This window comes from Stagnimonas aquatica (assembly GCF_003730135.1).
GTDB lineage: Bacteria > Pseudomonadota > Gammaproteobacteria > Nevskiales > Nevskiaceae > Stagnimonas > Stagnimonas aquatica.
This window is the reverse complement of the sequence record NZ_RJVO01000003.1, coordinates 62,076-84,329: the sequence shown is the minus strand read 5'-3', so window position 1 is coordinate 84,329 and position 22,254 is coordinate 62,076. Positions and strand designations below refer to the sequence as shown.

16 protein-coding genes and 1 pseudogene are annotated in these 22,254 nt (G+C 66.2%); 8 read left to right on the top strand and 9 right to left on the bottom strand.

The window, feature by feature from the left end:
* Window positions 1–78: 78 nt before the first annotated feature.
* Window positions 79–1,971 carry a 1-deoxy-D-xylulose-5-phosphate synthase gene (gene dxs, locus ED208_RS07630; RefSeq protein ID WP_123211301.1) on the top strand — a complete coding sequence of 631 codons (1,893 nt, stop codon included), beginning with the start codon at window positions 79–81 and terminating at the stop codon, window positions 1,969–1,971.
* Between the two features lies 1 nt (window position 1,972).
* Here dxs and ED208_RS07625 read toward each other — a convergent pair whose 3' ends face one another.
* Window positions 1,973–3,487 carry a lysyl oxidase family protein gene (locus ED208_RS07625; RefSeq protein ID WP_158608479.1) on the bottom strand — a complete coding sequence of 505 codons (1,515 nt, stop codon included), beginning with the start codon at window positions 3,485–3,487 and terminating at the stop codon, window positions 1,973–1,975.
* Window positions 3,488–3,586: 99 nt separating this feature from the next.
* On the bottom strand, window positions 3,587–5,293 hold the full coding sequence (locus ED208_RS07620) for an AMP-binding protein (protein ID WP_123211299.1): 1,707 nt from the start codon (window positions 5,291–5,293) through the stop codon (window positions 3,587–3,589).
* A gap of 105 nt (window positions 5,294–5,398) precedes the next feature.
* On the opposite strand from ED208_RS07620, the gene ED208_RS07615 reads away from it, so the two are divergent.
* Window positions 5,399–6,550 carry an acyl-CoA dehydrogenase family protein gene (locus ED208_RS07615; RefSeq protein ID WP_123211298.1) on the top strand — a complete coding sequence of 384 codons (1,152 nt, stop codon included), beginning with the start codon at window positions 5,399–5,401 and terminating at the stop codon, window positions 6,548–6,550.
* 379 nt (window positions 6,551–6,929) lie between these two features.
* Here the strand turns inward: ED208_RS07615 and ED208_RS07610 are convergent, their stop codons facing one another.
* Window positions 6,930–8,897 carry a hypothetical protein gene (locus tag ED208_RS07610; protein ID WP_123211297.1) on the bottom strand — a complete coding sequence of 656 codons (1,968 nt, stop codon included), beginning with the start codon at window positions 8,895–8,897 and terminating at the stop codon, window positions 6,930–6,932.
* Between the two features lie 291 nt (window positions 8,898–9,188).
* Between ED208_RS07610 and ED208_RS17715 the strand changes: the two genes are divergently transcribed.
* The 5 genes from ED208_RS17715 (at window position 9,189) to ED208_RS07585 (ending at window position 13,612) form a co-directional block, all read left to right on the top strand.
* Window positions 9,189–10,682: an OmpA family protein gene (locus ED208_RS17715; RefSeq protein WP_123211296.1), complete on the top strand. Its 1,494-nt coding sequence runs from the start codon at window positions 9,189–9,191 to the stop codon at window positions 10,680–10,682.
* A gap of 95 nt (window positions 10,683–10,777) precedes the next feature.
* The gene (locus tag ED208_RS07600) at window positions 10,778–11,185 is read left to right on the top strand and encodes a ketosteroid isomerase-related protein (protein ID WP_123211295.1); all 408 of its coding nucleotides are present in this window, start codon (window positions 10,778–10,780) and stop codon (window positions 11,183–11,185) included.
* A gap of 11 nt (window positions 11,186–11,196) precedes the next feature.
* Complete coding sequence (locus tag ED208_RS07595; protein ID WP_123211294.1) at window positions 11,197–11,787, top strand: GNAT family N-acetyltransferase; 591 nt, start codon at window positions 11,197–11,199, stop codon at window positions 11,785–11,787.
* Window positions 11,784–12,689 carry a carbon-nitrogen hydrolase family protein gene (locus ED208_RS07590; RefSeq protein WP_233574927.1) on the top strand — a complete coding sequence of 302 codons (906 nt, stop codon included), beginning with the start codon at window positions 11,784–11,786 and terminating at the stop codon, window positions 12,687–12,689. The genes ED208_RS07595 and ED208_RS07590 overlap by 4 nt, the downstream gene beginning before the upstream one ends.
* A 164-nt stretch (window positions 12,690–12,853) precedes the next feature.
* Window positions 12,854–13,612, top strand: coding sequence for a dienelactone hydrolase family protein (locus ED208_RS07585; protein WP_233574925.1), 759 nt, complete (start codon window positions 12,854–12,856; stop codon window positions 13,610–13,612).
* 59 nt (window positions 13,613–13,671) lie between these two features.
* On the opposite strand, the gene ED208_RS07580 is transcribed toward ED208_RS07585, so the two are convergent.
* From ED208_RS07580 to ED208_RS07560, 6 genes and pseudogenes are all read right to left on the bottom strand, one after another.
* On the bottom strand, window positions 13,672–15,666 hold the full coding sequence (locus ED208_RS07580) for an acetyl/propionyl/methylcrotonyl-CoA carboxylase subunit alpha (RefSeq protein ID WP_123211645.1): 1,995 nt from the start codon (window positions 15,664–15,666) through the stop codon (window positions 13,672–13,674).
* Window positions 15,667–15,783: 117 nt separating this feature from the next.
* On the bottom strand, window positions 15,784–16,692 hold the full coding sequence (locus ED208_RS17800) for an enoyl-CoA hydratase/isomerase family protein (protein ID WP_199720574.1): 909 nt from the start codon (window positions 16,690–16,692) through the stop codon (window positions 15,784–15,786).
* A 180-nt stretch (window positions 16,693–16,872) separates the two neighbouring features.
* Window positions 16,873–17,217, bottom strand: a pseudogene (locus tag ED208_RS17795) (GIY-YIG nuclease family protein); the annotation flags it as partial.
* Complete coding sequence (locus tag ED208_RS07570; protein ID WP_123211291.1) at window positions 17,195–18,361, bottom strand: acyl-CoA dehydrogenase family protein; 1,167 nt, start codon at window positions 18,359–18,361, stop codon at window positions 17,195–17,197. The gene ED208_RS07570 and the pseudogene ED208_RS17795, both read right to left, overlap by 23 nt.
* Window positions 18,362–18,384: 23 nt before the next feature.
* Window positions 18,385–20,010, bottom strand: coding sequence for an acyl-CoA carboxylase subunit beta (locus tag ED208_RS07565; RefSeq protein ID WP_123211290.1), 1,626 nt, complete (start codon window positions 20,008–20,010; stop codon window positions 18,385–18,387).
* 264 nt (window positions 20,011–20,274) lie between these two features.
* Window positions 20,275–20,946 (bottom strand): TetR family transcriptional regulator, encoded by a 672-nt coding sequence (locus tag ED208_RS07560; protein WP_123211289.1) that lies wholly within the window; start codon window positions 20,944–20,946, stop codon window positions 20,275–20,277.
* 195 nt (window positions 20,947–21,141) lie between these two features.
* On the opposite strand from ED208_RS07560, the gene ED208_RS07555 reads away from it, so the two are divergent.
* A complete protein-coding gene (locus ED208_RS07555) occupies window positions 21,142–22,251 on the top strand; it encodes a ferredoxin reductase (RefSeq protein ID WP_123211288.1) in 1,110 nt (369 codons plus the stop codon).
* Window positions 22,252–22,254 lie beyond the last annotated feature (3 nt).

Below are 22,254 nucleotides of genomic sequence, written 5' to 3'. Positions count from 1 at the left end.
TGCAACGCACAAATTCGTCAGAATAACGACCCTGTGACCCTGCACCTTGCTGGTGCGCCGCTCCGTCATAATTGCGACATGACCACCCATTCCGCAGACACGCCCGGCTATACCTTGCTGGGGCGGGTCAACACCCCTGCCGACCTGCGCCAGTTGCCAGTTCGTGAACTGCCCCACCTCGCGGTGGAGATGCGCCGTCACCTGATCGAGACGCTGGGCCGGATCGGCGGGCATTTCGCCGCCAATCTCGGCACCGTCGAGCTGTCGATCGCCCTGCACCATGCCTTCGACACGCCCCACGACCGCCTGGTCTGGGATGTCGGCCACCAGGCCTACCCGCACAAGATGCTGACCGGCCGGCGCGCAAGACTGGAGTCGATCCGCAAGCTGGGCGGGCTGATGCCGTTCTGCCACCGTGGCGAGAGCGAGTACGACGCCTTCGGCGTCGGCCATTCCTCCACCAGCATCAGCGCCGCCGCCGGCATGGCCGCCGCCGCGCGGGTGAAGGCCGAGCAGCGCCGCGTGGTCGCCATCATCGGCGACGGCGGCATGACCGGCGGCATGGCCTACGAGGCCATGAACCACGCCGGCCATCTCGGCCTGGACCTGCTGGTGGTCTACAACGACAACGACATGTCGATCTCCGAGAACGTCGGCGCTCTGCGCAACCACTCGGCGCGGATCGCCGCCAAGCTCGGCTTCCCCACCCCGCACCGCGAGGCGGAGGGCTGCGAGAACGCCATGCACCTCGCCGACCGGCCGGGCGCGCTGTTCGAGACCCTGGGCTTCGCCTACCACGGCCCCATCGACGGCCACGATCTCGACGCCCTGCTTGGCGCCTTCGAGCAACTCAAGGACGCCAAGGGTCCGCAGTTCCTGCACATCATCACCACCAAGGGCAAGGGCTTCGAGCCGGCCGAGGGCGACCCGATCAAGTATCACGGCGTCACCCAGTTCGATCCGGTCACCGGCGCCTTCCCGGGCAAGAAGCCGGGCAGCAAGCAGACCTACACCCAGGTGTTCGGCGACTGGCTGTGCGAAACCGCCGCCCGCGACCCCAAGCTGGTGGCGATCACCCCGGCGATGCGCGAAGGCTCTGGCCTGGTCGAGTACTCGCAGAAGTTCGCCGAACGCTACTTCGACTGCGGCATTGCCGAACAGCATGCGGTGACGCTCGCCGCTGGCCTCGCCTGCGAGGGACTGAAGCCGGTCTGCGCGATCTACTCAACCTTCCTGCAACGTGGCTACGACCAGTTGATCCACGATGTCGCCATCCAGAACCTGCCGGTGCTGTTCGCCATCGACCGTGGCGGACTGGTCGGCGCCGATGGCGCCACCCATCACGGCGTCTTCGACTTAAGCTTCCTGCGCTGCATCCCCAATCTGGTGGTGATGGCGCCCTCCGACGAAAACGAGCTGCGCCGCCAGCTCGCCACCGGACTCGCGCACGCCGGCCCCAGCGCGGTGCGCTATCCGCGCGCCACCGTGCAGGGCGTGGAGGTGGACGTGATCGCCAAGCCGCTGCCGCTGGGCAAGGGTCGCGTCGTCCGCGAGACCCACGGCCGGCGCCGGCCTCGGGTTGCCTTCCTGGCCTTTGGTGCGATGGTGCAGACCGCGCTGGAAGCGGCGGAAATCCTCGACGCCACGGTCGCCGACATGCGCTTCGTGAAGCCGCTGGACGTGGAGCTGATCCTCGACCTCGCCCAGGAGAATGACCTGCTGGTGACGCTGGAGGAGAACGCCCGCCTCGGCGGCGCCGGCAGCGGCGTCAACGAGGTGCTGGCCGCCCACCACCAGCCGCTGTCGGTGCTCAACCTCGGCCTGCCCGACCACTTCGTCGAGCACGGTACCCGCGAGGAGCTGCTGGCGCAGATCGGGCTCGACGCCGCCGGTGTGCTGCGTGCGGTGCAGAAGCGCCTGCGCGGCAAGGAGTTCGACGCGCGCGAAAGCGCGCTGCCGCGCCAGGCTTAAGTCAGTGCCGCCGGCGCAGACCGGCGGCCATCAGCAGCAGGCTCAGCAGACCCAGCGGCAGCGCACCGCCATCGGCAGCCTCGGTCGGCGACTGCGTCATGAGCTTGCCGGTATCCGGCGTCGAGGCCTGCATGGGCAGCACCTCGCGCTGCGCCGGGCCGTTGCCGGCGAACACGGTCTTGCTGGGATCCCAGGGACTCTCGCCCCAGCCGCGCTCCAGCAGTTGCACCACGTCGTTCTCGACCTGCACATAGGCATAGGCGACGTTGTCGTTCTCGTTGCTTTCGAGAATGGCGTCGCGCTCATCGACCCGCGACTGCACCACGTAGCGGCCGTTGGGCTGACCGTAGAACTCGACGTACATGCCCGGCCGCTGCCAGCGGTAGACATCGCCCCAGCCCACCGACAGGCCCATCACGCCGTTTGCCGGCGAGGTGCAGTTGCCCAGGGGCTCGTCGCCACCCGGCACCTCGTAGCCCTGGTCGAAGCTATACCAGTCGCCCCAGAGCTGGTCGGCCGGGCAGAAGCCCGACTTGGTGCCCTCGCCGACCCGCTCCATGGCGCCACTGGCGGTGTCATGCACGGCGTAGAGCCGGAAGCTCAGCACATAGTCGTCGTGGAAGTGCGCGTGGATGGGATGGAAGCTGTAGGTGCCGGCGGAGCGCTCCTGGGTGCTGCCGTCGCTGTAGTGGATGACCTGGCGCATCGGCCCGATCACCAACCGCGACAAGGCTTCCTGCGGAGCGAGGTGCGCGGTGCCGGCGATGAAGTCGCCGATCATGTCGAAGCGCATGTCGTACAGGCCCTCGCCGAGATTGATCGGCCCGGAGGTGAAACGCAGGCATTTCTTCGCCGCGCCGCCGCCCAGGGCGACCGGCGCCATCTCGTCCACCGTGCAGGAGATCGGATGGATGCCGGCGATGTCCAGCGGCGGATTGATGGTGTCCGGCGGATACAGGCCGTTGAGCGGATTCAGCGGCGCGATGAAGCCGAACTCATAAGGCGGCACCACCTTGAGGTTGGGCAGCTCCGGGACCACGCCGGGCGCACGTGGCAGGTCTTCCGGCAGCATCGACTCCAGCTTGGCGCGCATGCGGTAGGAGCCCTGCTGCACCGATTGCGGCCGCACCCTAACCGTGTACACCCCGCCCGCCGGCTGCAACAGCATGGCCTCGGAGTTGAACTGGTTGGAATTGTCCTCGCTGGCCAGCACGGTGCCGGCGGCATCGAGCAGCTCGACCGCGAAGGTATTGGTCCGCACTGGGCTGTCGATGCCCACCCGCAGCCGCGCGCCACCGTGGGCGATGCTGAGCTTGTAGGTGGGACAGGCACCGGCGGCGGTATCGCAGAGCGCGGCGGTCTGCACATTGCCGGCCAGTGTGCCACCGTCCCAGAACACCGCCTCGTCCAGGCCCAGCACGCCGCCGTTGAGGCCAGCCTTGCTCGCCACCGGCGCCTGCGCCGTGCCGTGTGGCCAGGCGAGGCCCGAAGCTGAAGTCAGTATTGCCGCAGCCATCCACAGTCCGGCCCGCCGTTTCGCATCCTGCTGCATCGCTTTGTCCCCTGGAGATTTCCAGGGGCAGGCGCAAGCAGCATGCCAAGGCGCGGCAATCCCTCAGCGCGCCTGGCCGGCCGCGAGCCCCTGCCAGACCACCGTCTGCCTGCGCTGCGCCCAGGCCTCGAACTGCCCGGCGTAGCTGGCCTCGATGCTGGGACGCTTGACCTTCAGGGTTGGCGTGATCAGGCCGTTCTCCACGGTCCACTGCTCGGGGACGACCACCAGGAAATCGAGCTTCTCGTGCTCATCCAGCGTGGCATTCACCGCGTTTAGCAACTGCTGCAGCGAGGCCCCCAGCTCCGCCCTACGCCCGGCATCGGCGGCGCAGCCAGCGGCGGCCTCGGCATTGAGCATCAGCAGCGCGAAAGGCTGTGGAAAGCTGGCACCCACCACGCAGCAGGCCTCCACCGCCGGGTGCACGCTGAGCTTGTTCTCGATCGGCGCCGGCGCCACGTATTTGCCCTTGCTGGTCTTGAACTGCTCCTTGAGCCGCCCGACGATGCGCAGCCGCCCCAGTTCGTCGATCTCGCCGAGATCGCCGGTACGCAGCCAGCCATCCTCGGTCATGGTCTCGCGAGTCTTCTCCGGCTCCCGGTAATAGCCGAGCATGGTGGTCGGCCCTCGGGTCTGCACCTCGCCCTCGGGCGACAGGCGATGCTCGGTGCCCTCCCAGACCTCACCGACATAGCCGATGCGGGCGCGGCCAACGCGGCAGCCGTGCGAGCAGCCGAAATTCTCGGTCATGCCATAGCCCTCCAGCAGTTCCAGGCCGAGGTCGCGATACCACTGGATCAGCGAAGGTGGCATCGGCGAGGCGCCACCGCCGGCGTAGCGGCAGTGCTCCAGGCCCAGGCCCTTGAGGATCTTCTCCTTCATCAGCCCGCCCAGCAGAGGCAGCTTGAAGATCAGGTCCAGCTTCTGCTTCGGCAGCTTGCTGAACACGCCCTGCTGGAACTTGGTCCACAAACGCGGCACCGACACGAAATGCGTGGGCCGGGCGCGGCGCAGATCGCTCAGGAAGCTGTCCAGCGACTCGGCGAAATAGACGCGAAAGCCAGTGCGGATGGAGGCCGCCTCCACCAGCCAGCGCTCGGCGACATGCGCCAGCGGCAGGTAGGAGAGCATGCGGTCGTCGGCACCGATGCCGCTGGCGGCGGTCACCGGTCCGGTGGACCAGCCGATGGCGCCGAAACTGTGCATCACGCCCTTGGGCATGCCAGTGGTGCCAGAGGTATAGACGATGGTGGCCAGTTCGTCGGCATCGCGGACGATCTCGCCCTCCAGCGGCTCGGTCTCGGCGACGATCCGCTCCCACTGTGGGTAGTCGTTCTTCGGCGACAGAGGCGTGGAAAAGCACAGCACGCCTTCGGGAATTCCCGGACGCATGGCCTCCCAGCCGTCAAGCTTGCCAACCAGACAGGCCCTGGCCCCGCTGTGCTCCAGGATCTGGCGCACGCTGTCGGCGGTCAGCGTCGGATACACCGGCACGCTGACATGGCCGGCCATCCAGATCGCGAAGTCGGCCATGATCCAGTGCGCGCAGTTCTTGGACAGGATCGCGACCCGCGAGCCCGGTTCCCAGCCTTGGGCCCGCAACCAGGCCGCCACCCGGCGCGCCTCGCCCACCGCCTGCGCCCAGCTGTAGTCACGAACCAGGCCGTTGCCCATGGGCTGGGTGAGATAGGGGTAATGGGCCCGTTCGCGCTCCCAATGGAAGATGCGCGCCAGAGGCAGGAATTCGGGGGCACAGGGGTGCGCGGACATGGACTCTCCTCCATACGCTCGGGCGGTTCTCGTTGTGCGTCGATGCTAGCGCATCGCCACCATCTCCCGTAACCTGCGGAACACCGTTTTCCGAAGGAGATGGAAATGCCTGTATCCGCCGCTAGTCCTTTCTACAATCAAGAACACGAGGACTTTCGCGCCCAGGTAAGACGGTTTGTGGAAAGAGAGATTGTTCCTCATATCGAGCGCTGGGAGGCGGCCGAGGAGCTGCCGCGCGAACTGCATCGCAAGGCCGCCGACGCGGGTCTGTTGCAGATCGGCTTCCCGGAGCGCGCGGGCGGCGTCGAGGTGCCGGACCTGTTCTACATGATCGTTCTCACCGAGGAACTGGCGCGCGCCGGCAGCGGCGGCCTGATCGCCTCGCTGATGAGCCACGGCATCGCCACTCCACCGATCTGTCACACCGGCAGCGCGGAGCAGATCGCGCGCTTCGCCGCGCCGGTCCTGGCCGGCGAGAAAATCGGCGCACTGGCGATCACCGAGCCCTCCGGCGGTTCCGACGTCGCCGCGCTCAAGACCCGCGCGGTGCGCGATGGCGAGCACTATCTGGTGAACGGCTCGAAGACCTTCATCACCTCCGGCATGCGCGCCGACTACATCACCTGCGCGGTACGCACCGGCGGCGAAGGCATGGGCGGCATTTCCCTGCTGGTGATCGAGGCCGGCACCCCCGGCTTCAGCCGCTCGCCGCTGCAGAAGATGGGCTGGTGGGCGTCGGACACGGCCAGCCTGTACTTCCAGGATTGCCGGGTGCCGGTCGCCAACCGCATCGGCGCCGAGAACATGGGCTTCATGGCGATCATGATGAACTTCAACCAGGAGCGGATCATGCTCGCCACCCAGGCCTGGGCCTTCGCCAAGGTCTGCTACGAGGACAGCCTCATCTACGCCCGGGAGCGGCAGACCTTCGGCAAACCGCTGATCCGCAACCAGGTGATCCGTCACAAGCTGGCCGACATGAAGATGCGCCTGGACGCGGTCAAAGCGCATCTCGACATCCTGGCCTGGCGGGTCAGCCACAAGCAGATGCCGGTCGCCGAAGTCTGCCTGCTGAAGAACCACGCCTGCACCGCGCTGGAATGGATCGCCAACGAAGCCATGCAGATTCTGGGCGGTGCCGGCTACCTGCGGGGTTCCCGGGTGGAGCGCATCTACCGCGAGACCAAGGTACTGACCATCGGCGGTGGCTCACTGGAGATCATGAAGGATCTCGCCGGCAAGCAGATGGGGTATTGACGCGGTAGACGCCGGCTCCCGCACCCACTTGTGCCCGGCCAATGGCCGGACCCAAGACACCGTGTCGCCAGCGCACCGCGAGACCAAGGTACTGACCATCCGCAGTGGCTCGCTGGAGATCATGAAGGATCTCGCCGGCAAGCAGATGGGGTACTGACGCGGTAGACGCCGGCTCCCGCACCCACTTGTGCCCGGCCAATGGCCGGACCCAAGACACCGTGTCGCCGGCGCACCGCGAGACCAAGGCACTCACCATCGGCGGCGGCTCGCTGAAAACCATGTAAGGCTTTGGTCAGCAAGCAGATGGGCTACTGGCCCCTGAAATCCGAGCACAAAAAAAGGGCGCCAATCGGCGCCCTTTTGTTGCAACTGATCCAGCTTACTTGGGCAGTTCCGCCTTGGCGCAAGAGCCATAGACGGCGAACTCGGTGGTACCACCCAGCAGCAGGGACTCCAGCAGGCCAAGCACCGGCCCGATGATGATCGGATCGCTGGTGAGGTAGCCCGGCACCGTCAGCGTCATGTCCACGCGGCTGAAGGTCGGCTTGGTGGTCGGCGTCGGCACCGTGATCAACTCACGGACGCGGTTGCTGGAGCTGGCGCCCGGCAGGGGATTAACCGACAAGGTGCCACCCTGGTACTCGGTGCCGCCAGACCACACCGACAACTTCAGACCGGCGTTGTTGGCGGGATCGGCCGGAACGAAAGCGCTGTTGTTCGCACGCTCGATGATGAAGCCGATGCGGCCCTCGGCCGGGAATTCGATACCCGCCGCCGCAGACACGGCGAGACGGATGTTGGCATCCAGCGGACCGGAGGCCAGCGCGACCGTCGCGGCGTTGTTCACGTCTTCGTCAATCACGTTGCCGGCGTCGGTGACACCCGAGGCGTTGCCGAAGATCGGCAGCGTCGAGGGCGTGGGGGTACCGGAAACGGTGGCGCCGTCCGCCGCCCGCAGCGGGATCACGCAGACACGGTCGGTGAGCGTCACCTGGATGGAGTCGCTGCGCACGGTCGCGTTCGGGTAGACACCCGTCTTGATCGTGCCAGTCACCACCACCGCACCGGTCGCGGTGCCGGCAGTGACGATACCCTGGGTGTTGACCGTGGCCAGATTGCTGGAAGCCGTCCAGTTGATGAAGCTGTCGCTGATCTCCTGGGGCTCGTCGCTGTTGCTGAACCGGCCGAGCAGACGCACTTCCCGCTTGGAGTCGGGGGTGGTCGTGGAGGTCGACGCCGGCAGGTTGAAACCATCAACCGCACCGGACGGGCATTCGACAAGACCGGTAGTGGTCGACACCGGGCAGGCCTGCAGCACTTCCAGCAGATCGGCCTGGGTCACCACGAACAAGGCGGTATCGGTGATGTCATTGCCGTTCTCGTCCTTGATGGGCGTGTTGCTCTTATCAAGGGCGCGGGCGGTGATGGTGACAGTGACGGTCGAGTTCGGCGCCGAGGAACCGGTCGAGACCGCAGTCGCCACGGTGCTGGTGCTCGGACCCTCGATCACGGTGGCGTAATCAGCCTGCGAAGACGTCCATTTGATGTCCACCGCCGAAGTCGGAATTTCACCGAAGGTCGAGCTGTTGCTGTAACGCCCGGTCACGGTGAAGTTCTTGGTGGTGCCGACCGGAGCCGACTGGTTGTCCGGCGCGATCACGATCTCTTCCAGAACCGGCTGGGTCACCGAGAAGCCGATGCTGCGGGTGATCAGCTCACCTTCGGCATTGGTTACGGTGGCGCGCAGGGTGGTCACGCCCTGCTGGAGGCTCTGGACCACGGTGTCGCTACCCTGAACCGGGGTCGCCGAGCCGACCGCCGGGTTTGCCAAGGCCCAGCTGACGCTGACCGGAGCGGTGCGCGTCGAGGACACCGGGCAAGTGGAAGTGCTGGTCGAGCAGGTGTAAGTCGTGTAGGTGCCGGTGGCGCCGTAGGAAATCGAACGCCCCAGAGCCGTGGTGGTGGTGCCACCCGCTTCCGTGGAAATCAAGGTCACATCGGTCAGCACCTCACCGCCGACCAGCACCGAAGCGCTGTCGGTGAAGTTGCGGAACTGGGCGCGCACGGTGCCCGTGCCATGACGCAGGCCTCGCACCAAACCGGTGCTCGGGTCCACGCTGATGGTGGCGCCGGAGCCGCTGGAGTCGGTGGCCCAGGTAATGCTGGACGGGGCAGGACCCAGCGAGCAGAAGTTCGTACCGCAGGGGTAGGCCGTGGCCGTGCTGCCGGGCGGCAGGGTGTAGAGACCCTGGGCCACCAGCTGCGTAGAGCCGCCGACATCGACACTGGCCGGGTTCGGCATGATCTTCACGCCGACCACCTGGTCGTCAAAATTCGGGCTTTCCACCCCACCACCGCAAGCCGACACCAAAATAGAGGCGGCAACCGCTAACCACGCAAAGCGCATCATCTGAAATTCCCCTGTCCCGAGATTGGTGGAGGCTGACACAAAATTCTTTCCGTTTCCATGCTGTTGGACGGTTTACGACGCCGCCCTCAGCGAATCATAATCGGAAGAGCGGTCGAAAAGTCGTGGCTCAGCGGTAGTACATGCAACTCTTGCACCACAAGTCGGGACCTGTGGGGCCACGATGATCAAGAACTCTTAACGCAACGGCAGCATCCACGGATGACACTCATGAAGCGGATTAAATGGTTGTACACGGTGCTGGCCACCGTCGGACTGGTGGCCGCTGCGCAGGCCGCAGAACCGGACTACCGGTGGTACGTCTCCCCCTCGATTGGTGCAATTTTCTCTGGTACCGGCGGCGGCGCACATTTCGGTATTGCTGCGGGCCGCGACGTGCTGCCCAACTTTGGCGTCGAATTGGAATTGGCCACTGGCAGCCAGAGCGTCGACAACCTGCCCTCCGGCAACGATTACGAGCGCAGCATCTTCGGCATCAATGCCCTGGCCTACCTGACGCCGCAGGGGGAAAAGATTCGCCCCTACCTGCTGGCCAACGGTAATTTCCACGCCATCGACTTCCTGGGCGAGAGCCTGTCGGGCGCCGGTATCGGCCTCGGCGGCGGTGCCTTCATCAGCATCACCAAGAGCCTGGATCTGCGTCTGGACGGCCGCTACAACCTCGACTTCGTGTCGGCTTCGGGCCCGGTCAGCGACAAGACCTTCAACGTCGGCACCGGCACCGTCGGCATCCGCTACAAGTTTGGCGCCGACCCGGATGACTCCGACGGCGACGGCGTGCCCAACAGTCAGGACAAGTGCCCCGACACCCCGCGCGGCGTGAAGGTGTACTCCGACGGCTGCCCCACCGATCTCGATGGCGACGGCGTGCCGGACTACCTGGACAAGTGTCCCGGCACCCCCAAGGGCGTGGTCGTCAACAAGGATGGTTGCCCGGCCGATGCCGACGGCGATGGCGTGCTCGACTACCTCGACAAGTGCCCCGGCACCCCCAAGGGCGTGCCCACCGGCAAGGATGGCTGCCCGCTCGATAGCGACGGTGACGGCGTGCCCGACCACCTCGACCAGTGCCCGAACACCCCTCCGGGCACCCAGGTCGATGCCCGCGGCTGCCCCTTCGTCGACAAGGACGGCGACGGCGTGCCGGACTACCTCGACAAGTGCCCGGATTCGCCCAAGGACATCCCGGTCGGCAAGGACGGCTGCCCGCTTGACAGCGATGGCGACGGCATCCCCGACTACCTCGACGAATGCCCGAACACCCCGCCCGGCCTGAAGGTGCTGCCGAACGGCTGCGCGCTGAAGGGTGACTGCCGCCGTCCGCGCCCGGGCGAGGCGGTGGACAAGAAGGGTTGCGCGCTGGATCAGCGCTTCATCCTGCGCGGCGTCAAGTTCGAGTTCGACTCCGACCGCCTGACCGAACCCTCCAAGGAAATCCTGGCCGAGGTGGCGGTGACGCTGCTGAGCTACCCGGACGTCAAGGTGGATGTCGAAGGCCACACCGACGATGTCGGCACCGACGCCTACAACCTGGGCCTCTCGGAGCGCCGCTCCAACGTGGTCAAGAAGTTCCTGGTCGACAACGGCGTCAACCCGGCCAATCTCAAGCCGGTGGGTTATGGCGAGAGCGTGCCGATCGACACCAACCTCACCGAAGCCGGCCGCGACAACAACCGTCGCGTCGAATTCAAGGTGACCAACTAAGGTTTGCCGACAGCCCAACGGCTGGCAGACCGGACCCGGCGGATGGCAACATCCGCCGGGTTTTTTATTGCCCGCCATCCATCGCGCCCAAACCCATGACCGCCGCCACCCGCACGCTGATCGAGAACTACTACGCCGCCTTCAACGCTGGCGACATGTCCGCCTTCCTGTCCATGCTCAGCGACGACGTCGCCCACGACATCAACCAGGGTGGTCGCGAGACCGGTCGCGCCGCCTTCGTCGCCTTCATGGAGCGGATGAACCGCAGCTACCGCGAGCAGATCGTCGATCTCTGCGTGTTCGCCAGCGAGGATGGTCGTCGCGCCGCCGCCGAGTTCACCGTGCTGGGCGAATACCTGAAGACCGACGAGGGCCTGCCCGAAGCGCGCGGCCAGACTTACCGCCTGCCGGCCGGCGCCTTCTTCGACATCCGTGACGGCAAGGTCGCGCGCATCAGCAATTTCTACAATCTGCAGGACTGGCTGCACCAGGTCGGCGCCTGAGCCCGACGCCGATGTCCGAGTTGCGCTACGAACTGGTGCGGGGCGAAGTCATCGCCAGCCGGCTGGAACCCCTGGCCGCACTGCGCCTGCAAGTGTTCCGTGATTGGCCTTATCTGTACGAGGGCAGCATGGAATACGAGCGCCACTACCTGGAAACCTACAGCCGCTGCCCCGACAGCCTGGCAGTCCTCGCCTGGGATGCGCAGACCTGCATAGCCGCCACCACCGCGCTGCCGCTACGCGAGGCCAGCCCGGAAATGCAGGAGCCCTTCCTGCGCGCGAACATCGACACCTCGGACATCCTCTACTTCGGCGAGTCGGTGGTGCTGAGCCCATATCGCGGCCGCGGCGTCGGCCTGCGCTTTTTTGCCGAACGCGAGGCGCACGCCCGCCAACTGGGCCTAGGGCACTGCGCCTTCTGCGCCGTGGACCGCCCCGAGCAGCACCCGCTCAAGCCCGCTGGCTACCTGTCCAACGATGGCTTCTGGCAGCGGCGCGGCTACCAACGCCAGCCGGATCTGGTCTGCCACTTCGACTGGCAGGACCTCGGCGAGCCAGCGCCCAGCCGGCACCCGCTCACCTACTGGCTGAAAACCCTGTGAGCACACTGCTCCGCATCGCCGCCGCCCAGTACCCGGTCAGCGAACCGGCCGATTGGCAGGCGGTGGAAGCCCAGTTGGAACGCTGGGTGGCTAAGGCTGCCGACGACGGCGCACATCTGCTGGTGTTTCCCGAGTACGCGGCGATGTCTCTCGCCGCGCTGTTCCCGCCCGCAGTACGCGGCGATCTGCAGCTGCAGTTGCAGGCCTTGCAGGAGTTGTACGCCGGCTACCAGAGCCTGCACCGACGCCTGGCGCAGCAGTACCGGCTGTACATCCTGGCCGGCAGCTTCCCCCTGCGGGTCGGAGAGGTCTACCGCAATCGCGCCGAACTGTTCGCGCCCAGCGGCGCCAGCGGCTGGCAGGACAAGTGGACCATGACCCGCTTCGAGACCGAGCAGTGGGGCATCAGCGCCGGCCGCCAACTAAAGGTCTTCGACACCGCCCTGGGCCGGATCGGCATCAACATCTGCTACGACGTGGAATTCCCGCTGCTCGCCCGCGCCCAGGTGGAAGCCGGCGCTGAGCTGATCCTGGCGCCGAGCTGCACCGATACCACCGCCGGCTACTGGCGCGTGCGTCTGGGCGCCCAGGCCCGCGCCCTGGAAAACCAGTGCGTGGTCGTGCAAGCCCCGCTGGTGGGCGAGGCGCCCTGGAGCCCGGCCGTGGACGTGAATGTCGGTGCCGCTGGCGTCTACACCCCGCCCGACCGAGGGCTGCCGGACCACGGCGTGCTGGCCGAGGGCCGTTGGAACGAGGCAGAGTGGCTGCATGCCGAGATCGACCCGCAGCGGCTGCTGGCGGTGCGCGCCGATGGCCAGGTGTTCAATCACCGGGACTGGTCGCGCCAGCCCGGCCTCGCCGGAGCCGGTATGGTGCCGGTCGAGATCGAAACCCTGCGCTGAACCTGGAGGGGTCAACGCTAGCCAAGCGGCGCACCCGCGCTGCCACATCCGAATCCCTGCTGGCCGCGTAAGCGAGGCCAGGCATTCACTCCCAAGGAGAACCCCACATGATTCGCTCATCCCTGCCCCGCCTGCTCAAATCCCTACCCCTGCTAGGCATGCTCATGGCCGCATCCGCCCAGGCCGCAATGACCGAGACCGCCGTCGACTACCAGATCGCCGGCGCTCCCCACCGTGGCTATGTGATCTACGACTCCGCCGTAAAGGCCAAGCGCCCGCTACTGGTGCTGGTGCCCAACTGGCTGGGCGCGAATGCCGCCAACCGCAAGCAGGCTGCCGAGATCGCCGGCAAGGACTACGTGGTGTTCGTCGCCGACATGTTCGGCCGCGACCAGCTGCCGGCGAACACCGACGAGGCCGGCAAGGCGGTCGGCGCCATCTATGCCGACCGGGCGCTGTTGCGCAGCCGGGTGATCGCCGCAAAGAGCACCGCCATCGACACGGTGAAGGCCAAGAAACTGCCGGCCGATCTCGACAAGATCGCCGCCATCGGCTTCTGCTTCGGCGGCGCCAGCGTGCTGGAACTGGCCCGCAGTGGTGACGACTCCGCAGCCGTGGTTTCCTTCCACGGCAATCTGTCACTGACCGGTCCGGCGCAGGACCAGCCGATCCGCGCCAAGGTGCTCGCCTTGCACGGCGACGCCGACCCCTTCGTGCCGGCCGAACAGGTCGATGCCTTCCTCACCGAAATGCGCGCCGCCAAAGCCGACTGGGAGCTGGTGCGCTACGGCGGCGCCGTGCACTCGTTTACCGACCCCGACGCCAACTGGGCCGGCAAGGCCGAGTACAACCCCAAGGTCGCCAAGCGGGCGTTCGCGCGCATGAAGAATTTCCTCGACGAAGCCTTCGCCGGCAAACCCTGATCCCCAGGCAGCGCACAAAAAAAGCCGGCGCGAAGCCGGCTTTTTGTTGACCGCGCGGCTCAGGCCAGCGGCTTCACCACCAGCAGCACCGCCTTGTTGCGCACCTGCTGGCCGGGCTCGGCATTGACCGACTCGACCACGCCGGCCACCGGCAGCGAGAGCTGGAACTCCATCTTCATCGCCTCCAGCACCGCCAGCGTCTGACCCTTCTCGACCTGCTCGCCGGGCTTGACGTGCACCGCCACCAGCTTGCCGTCGGAATGCGCCAGCAGGCGGCCGTCGGAACCGGGCGCCGCGCCTTCCACCGGCGCCAGGGTGCGGTCGTTGAAGCACCAGTTGCGGCCTTCGGCCTCCAGCCAGAGCTGATCGCCCTGGCGCGAGAAATAGGCCTTGCCCTGCACGCCCTCGCAGAGATAGCTGTAGCTGTCCGCGTCCTGCCGATGCAGTTCCAGCTCCACCTTCTCGCCGGCGATGACCGCGCTGAAACGCCGTGAGGCCTGCGCGCTCAGTTCAAATTCAAACTCCTGCTCGCGGCACTTGAGCTTGAAGTCGACGCCGGTCTCGTGCGAGCTGTGCCAGCCGATCATCTCGGCTTCGATGCCGTGCTCGCTGCGCAGGCGGCGGGCGTCGTCCAGATACAGCGCCACCGCCGCCAGCACCACCTGGCGGGCACTGGGCCTGGCGGCATTGATGGCCTCCTGCGAGAAATACTGGCCGATGAATCCGGTGCTGAAGTCGCCACCGGCAAAGGCCGCGTGGCCGAGGATGTCGCGCAGATAGTCCTTGTTGCTGACCAGGCCGAAAAAGCGGGTGTCAGCCAGCGCCTTGAGCAAACGTTGACGCGCCGTTTCGCGGTCTTCGCCCCAGGCGATCAGCTTGGCCTGCATGGAGTCGTAATAAGGGCTAACCACCGCGCCGGTTTCCAGATAGGTATCGACGCGCAGACCCTCGCCCACCGGCGCCTGCCAGCGCAGCACCGGCCCGGTCTGCGGCAGGTAGTTGGCCTGCGGGTCTTCGGCACAGAGCCGCACTTCGATGGCATGGCCGTAGCGGTTGTCGAGGATCTCCGCCTGGCCCAGCGGCAGCTTCTCGCCCTGGGCGACACGCAGCTGCCACTCGACCAGATCGACGCCGTAGACCAGCTCGGTCACCGGGTGCTCGACCTGCAGACGGGTGTTCATTTCCAGGAAATAGAACTGGCCGTCGCGCGCCAGCATGAACTCGACGGTGCCGGCGCCGACATAGTTCACCGCCTTGGCGGCGGCGACGGCGGCGGCGCCCATCTTCAGGCGCAGGGCGTCATCGACTGCCGGCGACGGCGCTTCTTCCACCACCTTCTGATTGCGGCGCTGCACCGAGCAGTCGCGCTCGCCGAAGTGCACGACGTTGCCGTGACGGTCGCCGAACACCTGGATTTCGACGTGGCGGGCATCCATCACCGCTTTTTCGATCAACAGCTGGCCGGAGCCGAAGGCGTTTTCCGCCTCGCTGCGCGCGGACCGGATGTTCTCCAGCAATGCCGCCTCGTCGAACACCAGACGCATGCCACGACCACCACCGCCGGCCGCCGCCTTGACCATCACCGGCAGGCCGGCTTTCCTGGCCTCGGCCACCAGGGTGTCGTCGCGCTGGTCGTCGCCCTGGTAGCCCGGCACGCAAGGCACGCCGGCCGCGATCATGCGGATCTTCGAGGCGCTCTTGTTGCCCATGGCCTCGATGGAAGCCGGGTCCGGGCCGATGAAGATCAGGCCAGCCGCCTGTACCGCCTGCGCGAAGGCCTCACGCTCGGAAAGAAAGCCGTAGCCCGGGTGGATCGCCTGCGCGCCGCTGGTCTTGGCGGCGGCGATGATCTTCTCGATGACCAGGTAGGAATCCTTGGCCGGCGAGGCGCCGATGTGCACTGCCTCGTCGGCCTCGCGCACGTGCAGGCTTTGAGCATCGGCGTCGGCGTAGACGGCGACGGTCTGATAGCCCAGCTTCCGGGCGCCACGGATCACCCGCAGCGCGATCTCGCCACGGTTGGCGACCAGGACCTTGTTGAAACGCTTGCTCATGATGTTCTCGCTCATCTTGTAGTGCCGTCATACCGGCGCAAGCCGGTATCCAGTCCTTCAATCTCTTCCCCAGTCGGATGGACTGGATTCCGGCTCACGCCGGAATGACGACCAAAATCATTGCGCCCACTTCGGCGCGCGCTTCTGCATGAAGGCGGCAATGCCTTCCGGCGCTTCCAGCCCGCGCACGCAGGCGGCGAACTTGGCCGCTGCGTCGTCGAGCACGGCGTCCATGTCGAGCTTGCCGACATTCAGCAGGATGGCCTTGGTCACCGCATTCGCCTTCGGCGCGCAGCCCAGGACTTGCTTCAGCGTGTCGGCGAGCTTGGTCTGCAACTCTTCCTCGCTGGCGAAGCCTTCGTGCACCAGCCCCAGCCGCAGCGCCTCGGCACCACGAAACTGCGCGCCGGTCAGCGCCAGCCGGCGCGCCTGGGTCAGACCGATGCGCTCGACCACGAAGGGCGCGATCTGCGCCGGCGGCAGGCCACGGGTGGTTTCCGGCATGCCGAACTTGGCGTCCACATGCGCGAAGGCGATGTCGGACACGCAGGCCAGACCGAAGCCGCCACCCAGCACCGCACCCTCGCACACCGCGATCACCACCTGCGGCGCGTTCTGCACCCGGCGCAGCATGCTGCCAAAGGCGCGGTTGATGCCGGCAATCGGGTCGGGCTCGCCCGGCGCCGGCGGCTTGAGTCCACGGGGCTCCGACACGGCGTCCGACCGAAGGGAGGTGGGAGCGGGAGGAGCCCCAGCGCCCGCTCCCGCACCCACGCTTCGCGGCACCGTGTCGCGGGCGCCCATCATCGACTTGAGATCGGCGCCCGCGCAGAAGTGACCACCCTCGCCGCGTAGGACCACGGCGCGCACCCCGTCGTCGGCAGCGATGGCAGCAAACACCGCCTCGATGTCAGCCAGCATCTCCGGCGACATGGCGTTGCGCGACTCCGGGCGGTTGAGTGTCAGATACAGAACCCCCTTGTCGAGGTTCAGCAGCAGAGTTGGGGGTTCAGGCAGCTCCACCATGTTTCCTACTCCGTCATACCGGCAGAAGCCGGTATCCAGTCCTTCAATTTTTTCCCACGCCGGATGGACTGGATTCCGGCTTTCGCCGGAATGACGACTGGGAGATTCACCACAAATGTCTTCATACAGATCACGCCATGCCGGGTTGTTCTTTTCGATCAGCTCGCGCTTCCATTGCCGCCTCCATTCCTTGATCTGCTTCTCGCGGGCAATAGCGCTTTCTGCGTTGTCATGTGCCTCGAACCAAACCAACTGATCGACACCGTACTTCTTGGTGAAGCCCTCAACGACCTTGCTCTTGTGCTGCCAAACCCGCCGCACCAAGTCCGAGGTCACGCCGGCATACAGGGTGCCGTTCTTGCCACTGGCGAGGATGTAAACGAAGAAATGTTCCCCATGCCAACCCTCGCCAGTCTCGTCATACCGGCGAAAGCCGGTATCCAGTCCCGTAATTCCCTCCCAAGTCGGATGGACTGGGTTCCGGCTTCCGCCGGAATGACGACTAAACCCTCTTCTTCCCCCCAAACCCCAGCCGCTTGCTGATGATGCCGAGCATCACCTCGTCGGCACCGCCACCGATCGCGTGCAGGCGCAGGTCGCGGTACATCTGCGCGACGTAGTTCTCCCACATGAAGCCCTGGCCGCCCCAGTACTGCAGACAGGAGTCCGGCACCTCGCGGCCAAGCTGGCCGGCCTTGAGCTTGGCCATGCTGGCGAGCAGGGTCACGTCCTCGCCGGCGAGCATCTTCTCGCAAGCGCGGTAGATCAGCGCCCGCAGCGCCTCGATCTCGGTCTGCAACTGCGCCAGGCGGAACTGCACCACCTGGTTGTCGAGGATCACTCCGCCGAAGGCCTGACGCTGACGGGTGTAGGTCGCGGTCTCCTCGATGCACTTCTCCATCGCCACCAGGATGCTGGCGGAGAGGAACAGGCGCTCGTGCTGGAACTGCTCCATCTGGTAGATGAAGCCCTTCCCCTCCTGGCCAATCAGGTTCCGCACCGGCACGCGGACGTTGTCGAAGAAGATGATGGCGGTATCGCTGCTGCGCTGGCCGAGCTTGTCGAGCTTGGTCTTGCGATCGACGCCCTTGGCATCCAGCGGCACCACGATCAAGCTCTTATTGCCGTGGCGACCACCGCCTTCAGTCGAACCGGTGTTAGCGAGCAGGCAGACCCAATCGGCCTGGGTGCCGTTGGTGATCCACATCTTGCTGCCATTGATCACGTACTCGTCGCCCTCGCGCACGGCGACAGTCTTGATGCCAGCCACGTCGGAGCCGGCGCCGGGCTCGCTGACGCCGATGGCGGCGACCATTTCACCGGCGACCGCCGGCTTCAGGAAGTTCTCCTTGAGATAGTCGGAGCCGTAGCGCGCCAGTGCCGGCGTCGCCATGTCGGTCTGCACGCCGATGGCCATCGGCAGGCCGCCGGTCTTGCAGTGGCCGAGCGCTTCGGCGAAGGCGAGCTGGTAGCTGTAATCGAGGCCGAGGCCGCCGACCGACTCCGGCTTGGCGATGCCGAGCAGGCCCAGTTGGCCCATGCCGCGCAGCACCTCGCGCGCCGGCCAAAGGCCCTCGCGCTCCCAGGCATCGAGGTGGGGGTTGATCTGCTCCTCGACGAACTTCTTGGTGGTGTCGTAGAGCGACTGGTGTTCGTGGGTCCACTGCATGTCGAAAACTCCCGGCGCCGCGCTTACAGGCGCGCCACGCCAAAACTGTTGGGGAACACCTGCCGCAGCTTGGCCTCGCGGCAGACCGAGAGCGTCAGGCCCAGCACCTTGCGGGTGTCGCGCGGGTCGATCAGGCCGTCGTCGAACAGGCGCGCGGTGGCGGCGAAGGCGTGGCTTTCCTTGTCGAACTGGCTGATGACCTGCTGGCGCAGCATGGCCAGCATCTTCTCGTCGGTCTCACCCATCAGCTTGCCTTCGGCTTCCCACTTCTGGCGGGTGATGATCTCCATCACCCCGGCGGCCTGCTCACCGCCCATCACGCTGGTGCGGCTGTTGGGCCAGGCGAAGATGAAGTGCGGCCCGAAGCCACGGCCGCACATGCCGTAGTTGCCGGCGCCGAAGCTGCCGCCCATGACGATGGTGATCTGCGGCACCGTGGCGTTGGCCACTGCCTGGATCATCTTCGAGCCGTGCTTGACGATGCCGCCCTGCTCGCTCTCGGTGCCCACCATGTAGCCGGTGGTGTTCATCAGATAGACGATGGGGATGTTGGACTGGCAGCACTGCTGGATGAACTGCCCGGCCTTGGTGGCACCCTTCACGGTGATCGGACCATTGTTGCTGATGATGCCGACCGTGTGGCCCTGGATAACCGCCCGCCCGCAGATGGTCTGCTGGTCGTACTCGGTCTTGAAGTCGAGGAACTCGCTGCCATCGACCAGCCGCGCGATCACCTCGCGGCAATCCACCGGCTTCTTGTAGTCCGGCGGCACCACGCCGCAGAGTTCCTCGATGTCGTAGAGCGGCGCCCGCACCTCGCGCAGTTCCAGCTTCGGCTTCTGCGCATTCCAATGAATGCTTTTGACGATATCGCGGGCGATGCGGATGCCGTCGGCATCGTTCTCGGCCAGGAACTCGGCGGTGCCGGCCACCGAGCAGTGCATGTCGGCGCCACCCAGGTCTTCGTCCTTGGCAATCTCGCCGGTGGCGGCCTTCAGCAGCGGCGGGCCGGCGAGAAAGACCTTGGCGCGCTTGCGGATCATCACCACGAAGTCCGACAGGCCCGGCATGTAGGCGCCGCCGGCGGTACTGGAGCCGTGTACGACGGTGATCTGCGGAATGCCGGCCGCCGACAGCCGGCACTGGTTGGCGAAGGTCTTGCCGCCGGGGATGAACACCTCGGCCTGGTACAAGAGGTTGGCGCCGCCGGACTCGATCATCGACACCACCGGCAGCTTCTGCTGGAGCGCGATCTCCTGCAGGCGCAGGGTCTTCTGCACGCCCCAGGGGGTCATGGTGCCGCCCTTGATTGCCGAGTTGCTGGCGACCACCAGGCAGCGGGTACCGGAGACATAGCCGATGCCGGCGATCATGTTGCCGCCGGCCAGCGAACCGTCCTTGTCGTCGTGCTGCTTGTAGCCGCAGAGCGTGCTGAACTCCAGCCAGGGCGAGCCACGGTCGAGCATCAGGTGCACGCGTTCGCGCGGCAGCAACTGCTTGCGCTTGTGGAAGCGCTCGCGCTTGCTCTCTTCTTCCTTGCGGCCCTTGGCCTCCACCGCGCGCCAGTCGGCGATGAACTGGAGCATGCCCTCGCGGTAGGCCGCGAACTGGGCGCTATTGGTATCAATCTTCGATTCAATGACCGGCATGTCGCTCTCTCACTCCCACGTCACTCCCGCCAGGCGGCGGAAATCCAGTTTTTTCTAGTCCCGGCCAGCCCGCCGGCGCGCTACGGCAACCGGAAAATCTCCGGTGCGGACGGTCGGCAAGCGCCGTTGACAGGCATGATAACGGGGCTTTCCAGAAACCTCGAAATCCTGGCCTCTATAGGGCCTTTTTACCAGTCTTTACGCTGGCTTTCACGAACAATATTTCTTACCAATCAAACAGAAAACTGACTCTCCGCAGGCCGCTCAGGCCTGACTCTTCCAAGCTGCGGCGCCCAGGAAGATCAGCATGATCTGCTTCTCGGCATTGCGATGGATGCGCGCCACCTCGGCCGTGTCCTTGGTATCCACATCCAGAATCAGCTCGGTGGCGGCGATGACGGTGTTCACCACCAGCCCGGCCATCATCCGCAGGTCGTCGCCATTGAAGGATTTGAGCTTGGGAAACGGCGCCAGGTCCGCCGCCAGCTCGCTGGTCCAGAGCCGGATCTCGCGACGGATCGCCAGCCGCACGGCGGAGGAGCCGCTGTAGCGCTCCTTGGCGATGAACTCGAAATGCGGCCGGTGATCCTGGCTGTACTTGAGGAAAGTCGCCACCGAGTTGGCGATGAGATTGGACGGCGGCAGCGGCGCGCTGCGCGCCTCGCGCATCATCGTGTGCAGGGTGCGGAAGGAATCGTCGACCAGGGCCAGCCCCAGGTCTTCCATGCCGCTGAAGTGACGGTAGAACGCCGCCGGCACCACCCCAGCAACCTTGGCCACCTCGCGCAGGCTGATCGAGCTGAAGCTGCGCTCGCCCTGGATCAGTTCCAGCGCCGCATCCATCAGCGCACGGCGGGTGCGCAGCTTGCGCTCGTCCCGCAGGCCGCCGCCGGTCGCATCCGCCCCGCTTTCCTCGGTCTTTTTCCGCAGTCTCATCAGGCCATTGTAGCGTGAACACCCCATCGGCCTTTGTTGCGGCATTCGCTGCACGACTCTTCGAGATAGCTACAAGTCACTGTTTTCATTGAATCCATACTTTCAGTGAACACTTGTTGACTTGTTCGCTTTCCCCAAACTATAGTGCACATATGTTCACTAATGTGCTTGCAGCCTGAGCCCGGAGCCATCGCGATGAATGCCAGCCAGCCCCACCACCAGCCCCGCCCTCGCCAGGAGTCCGGTTTCGTACGCCTCGCCGCCCTGCTGACGACGCCGCTGGTCCCGGACGACTACATCGAGCTGGTCAACCCGCTGTGGACCCGCAAGACCCTGCGGGCGCGGGTCGAGGCGGTGATCCCGGAAACCGCCGACAGCGCCAGCCTGGTGCTGAAGCCCGGTCTGCGCTGGCAGGGTCACCGCGCCGGGCAGTTCCTGCGCGTGGGCGTCGATATCGACGGCGTGCGCCACTGGCGCTGCTACTCAATCAGCTCGGCGCCGGAGCGCGCCGATGGCCGGATCAGCATCACGGTCAAGGCGGTCGAGGGCGGCCGGGTGTCCAATTATCTGGTTCGCGAACTGCGAGCCGGTGCCGTGCTGGAACTGGCTGCCGCCGAGGGCGAGTTCGTGCAGCCGCAGGGCCACGACGACAAGCTGCTGATGATCACTGCCGGCAGCGGCCTGACCCCGGTGATGAGCCAGCTGCGCAGCGCCGCCGCCCGAGGAGCGATGCCGGAGTGCACGCTCGTTCACTACGCACCGACCGCCGAGGACTGCCTGTTCCGCGACGAGCTGCTGTCGCTGGCGGCCGAGCACCCACAGCTGCAACTGCATCTGGTCTACACCCGCAGCGGCCAGAAGGGCGGGCACTTCCAGGCCGCGCAGCTCGCCACGCTATGCCCGGACTGGCGTAGCCGCCGGGTCTATGCCTGCGGCCCCGCCGCACTGCTGACGAGCGTCGAAGCCTTCTGGGCCGAAGCCGGCCTGAGCCAGCAGCTGGTGGTGGAACGCTTCCGCCCTGCCCTGGCGGCGGCCAATGCCGGCGCCACCGGCGGCGCGCTGAACTTCGCCGCCAGCGCGCGCCAAGCCGACAGCGATGGCCAGACCTCGATCCTGGAAACCGCCGAGCAAGCCGGCCTCGCCCCTGCCCATGGCTGCCGCATGGGCATCTGCCACGGCTGTACCGCCCGCCTGATCTGCGGCCAGGTGCGCGATCTGCGCAGCGGCCAGGTGTTCGGCGAGACCGACGACCTCATCCAGATCTGCGTCTGCGCCCCGGCGGGCGACGTGCAGATCGACCTCTGACCC

Coding starts and splice junctions, on each gene's coding strand:
- dxs (WP_123211301.1), top strand. CDS start 79: ATGACCACCCATTCCGCAGACACGCCCGGCTATACCTTGCTGGGGCGG.
- ED208_RS07625 (WP_158608479.1), bottom strand. CDS start 3,487: ATGGCTGCGGCAATACTGACTTCAGCTTCGGGCCTCGCCTGGCCACAC.
- ED208_RS07620 (WP_123211299.1), bottom strand. CDS start 5,293: ATGTCCGCGCACCCCTGTGCCCCCGAATTCCTGCCTCTGGCGCGCATC.
- ED208_RS07615 (WP_123211298.1), top strand. CDS start 5,399: ATGCCTGTATCCGCCGCTAGTCCTTTCTACAATCAAGAACACGAGGAC.
- ED208_RS17715 (WP_123211296.1), top strand. CDS start 9,189: ATGAAGCGGATTAAATGGTTGTACACGGTGCTGGCCACCGTCGGACTG.
- ED208_RS07600 (WP_123211295.1), top strand. CDS start 10,778: ATGACCGCCGCCACCCGCACGCTGATCGAGAACTACTACGCCGCCTTC.
- ED208_RS07595 (WP_123211294.1), top strand. CDS start 11,197: ATGTCCGAGTTGCGCTACGAACTGGTGCGGGGCGAAGTCATCGCCAGC.
- ED208_RS07585 (WP_233574925.1), top strand. CDS start 12,854: ATGGCCGCATCCGCCCAGGCCGCAATGACCGAGACCGCCGTCGACTAC.
- ED208_RS07580 (WP_123211645.1), bottom strand. CDS start 15,666: ATGAGCAAGCGTTTCAACAAGGTCCTGGTCGCCAACCGTGGCGAGATC.
- ED208_RS17800 (WP_199720574.1), bottom strand. CDS start 16,692: ATGGTGGAGCTGCCTGAACCCCCAACTCTGCTGCTGAACCTCGACAAG.
- ED208_RS07570 (WP_123211291.1), bottom strand. CDS start 18,361: ATGCAGTGGACCCACGAACACCAGTCGCTCTACGACACCACCAAGAAG.
- ED208_RS07565 (WP_123211290.1), bottom strand. CDS start 20,010: ATGCCGGTCATTGAATCGAAGATTGATACCAATAGCGCCCAGTTCGCG.
- ED208_RS07560 (WP_123211289.1), bottom strand. CDS start 20,946: ATGAGACTGCGGAAAAAGACCGAGGAAAGCGGGGCGGATGCGACCGGC.
- ED208_RS07555 (WP_123211288.1), top strand. CDS start 21,142: ATGAATGCCAGCCAGCCCCACCACCAGCCCCGCCCTCGCCAGGAGTCC.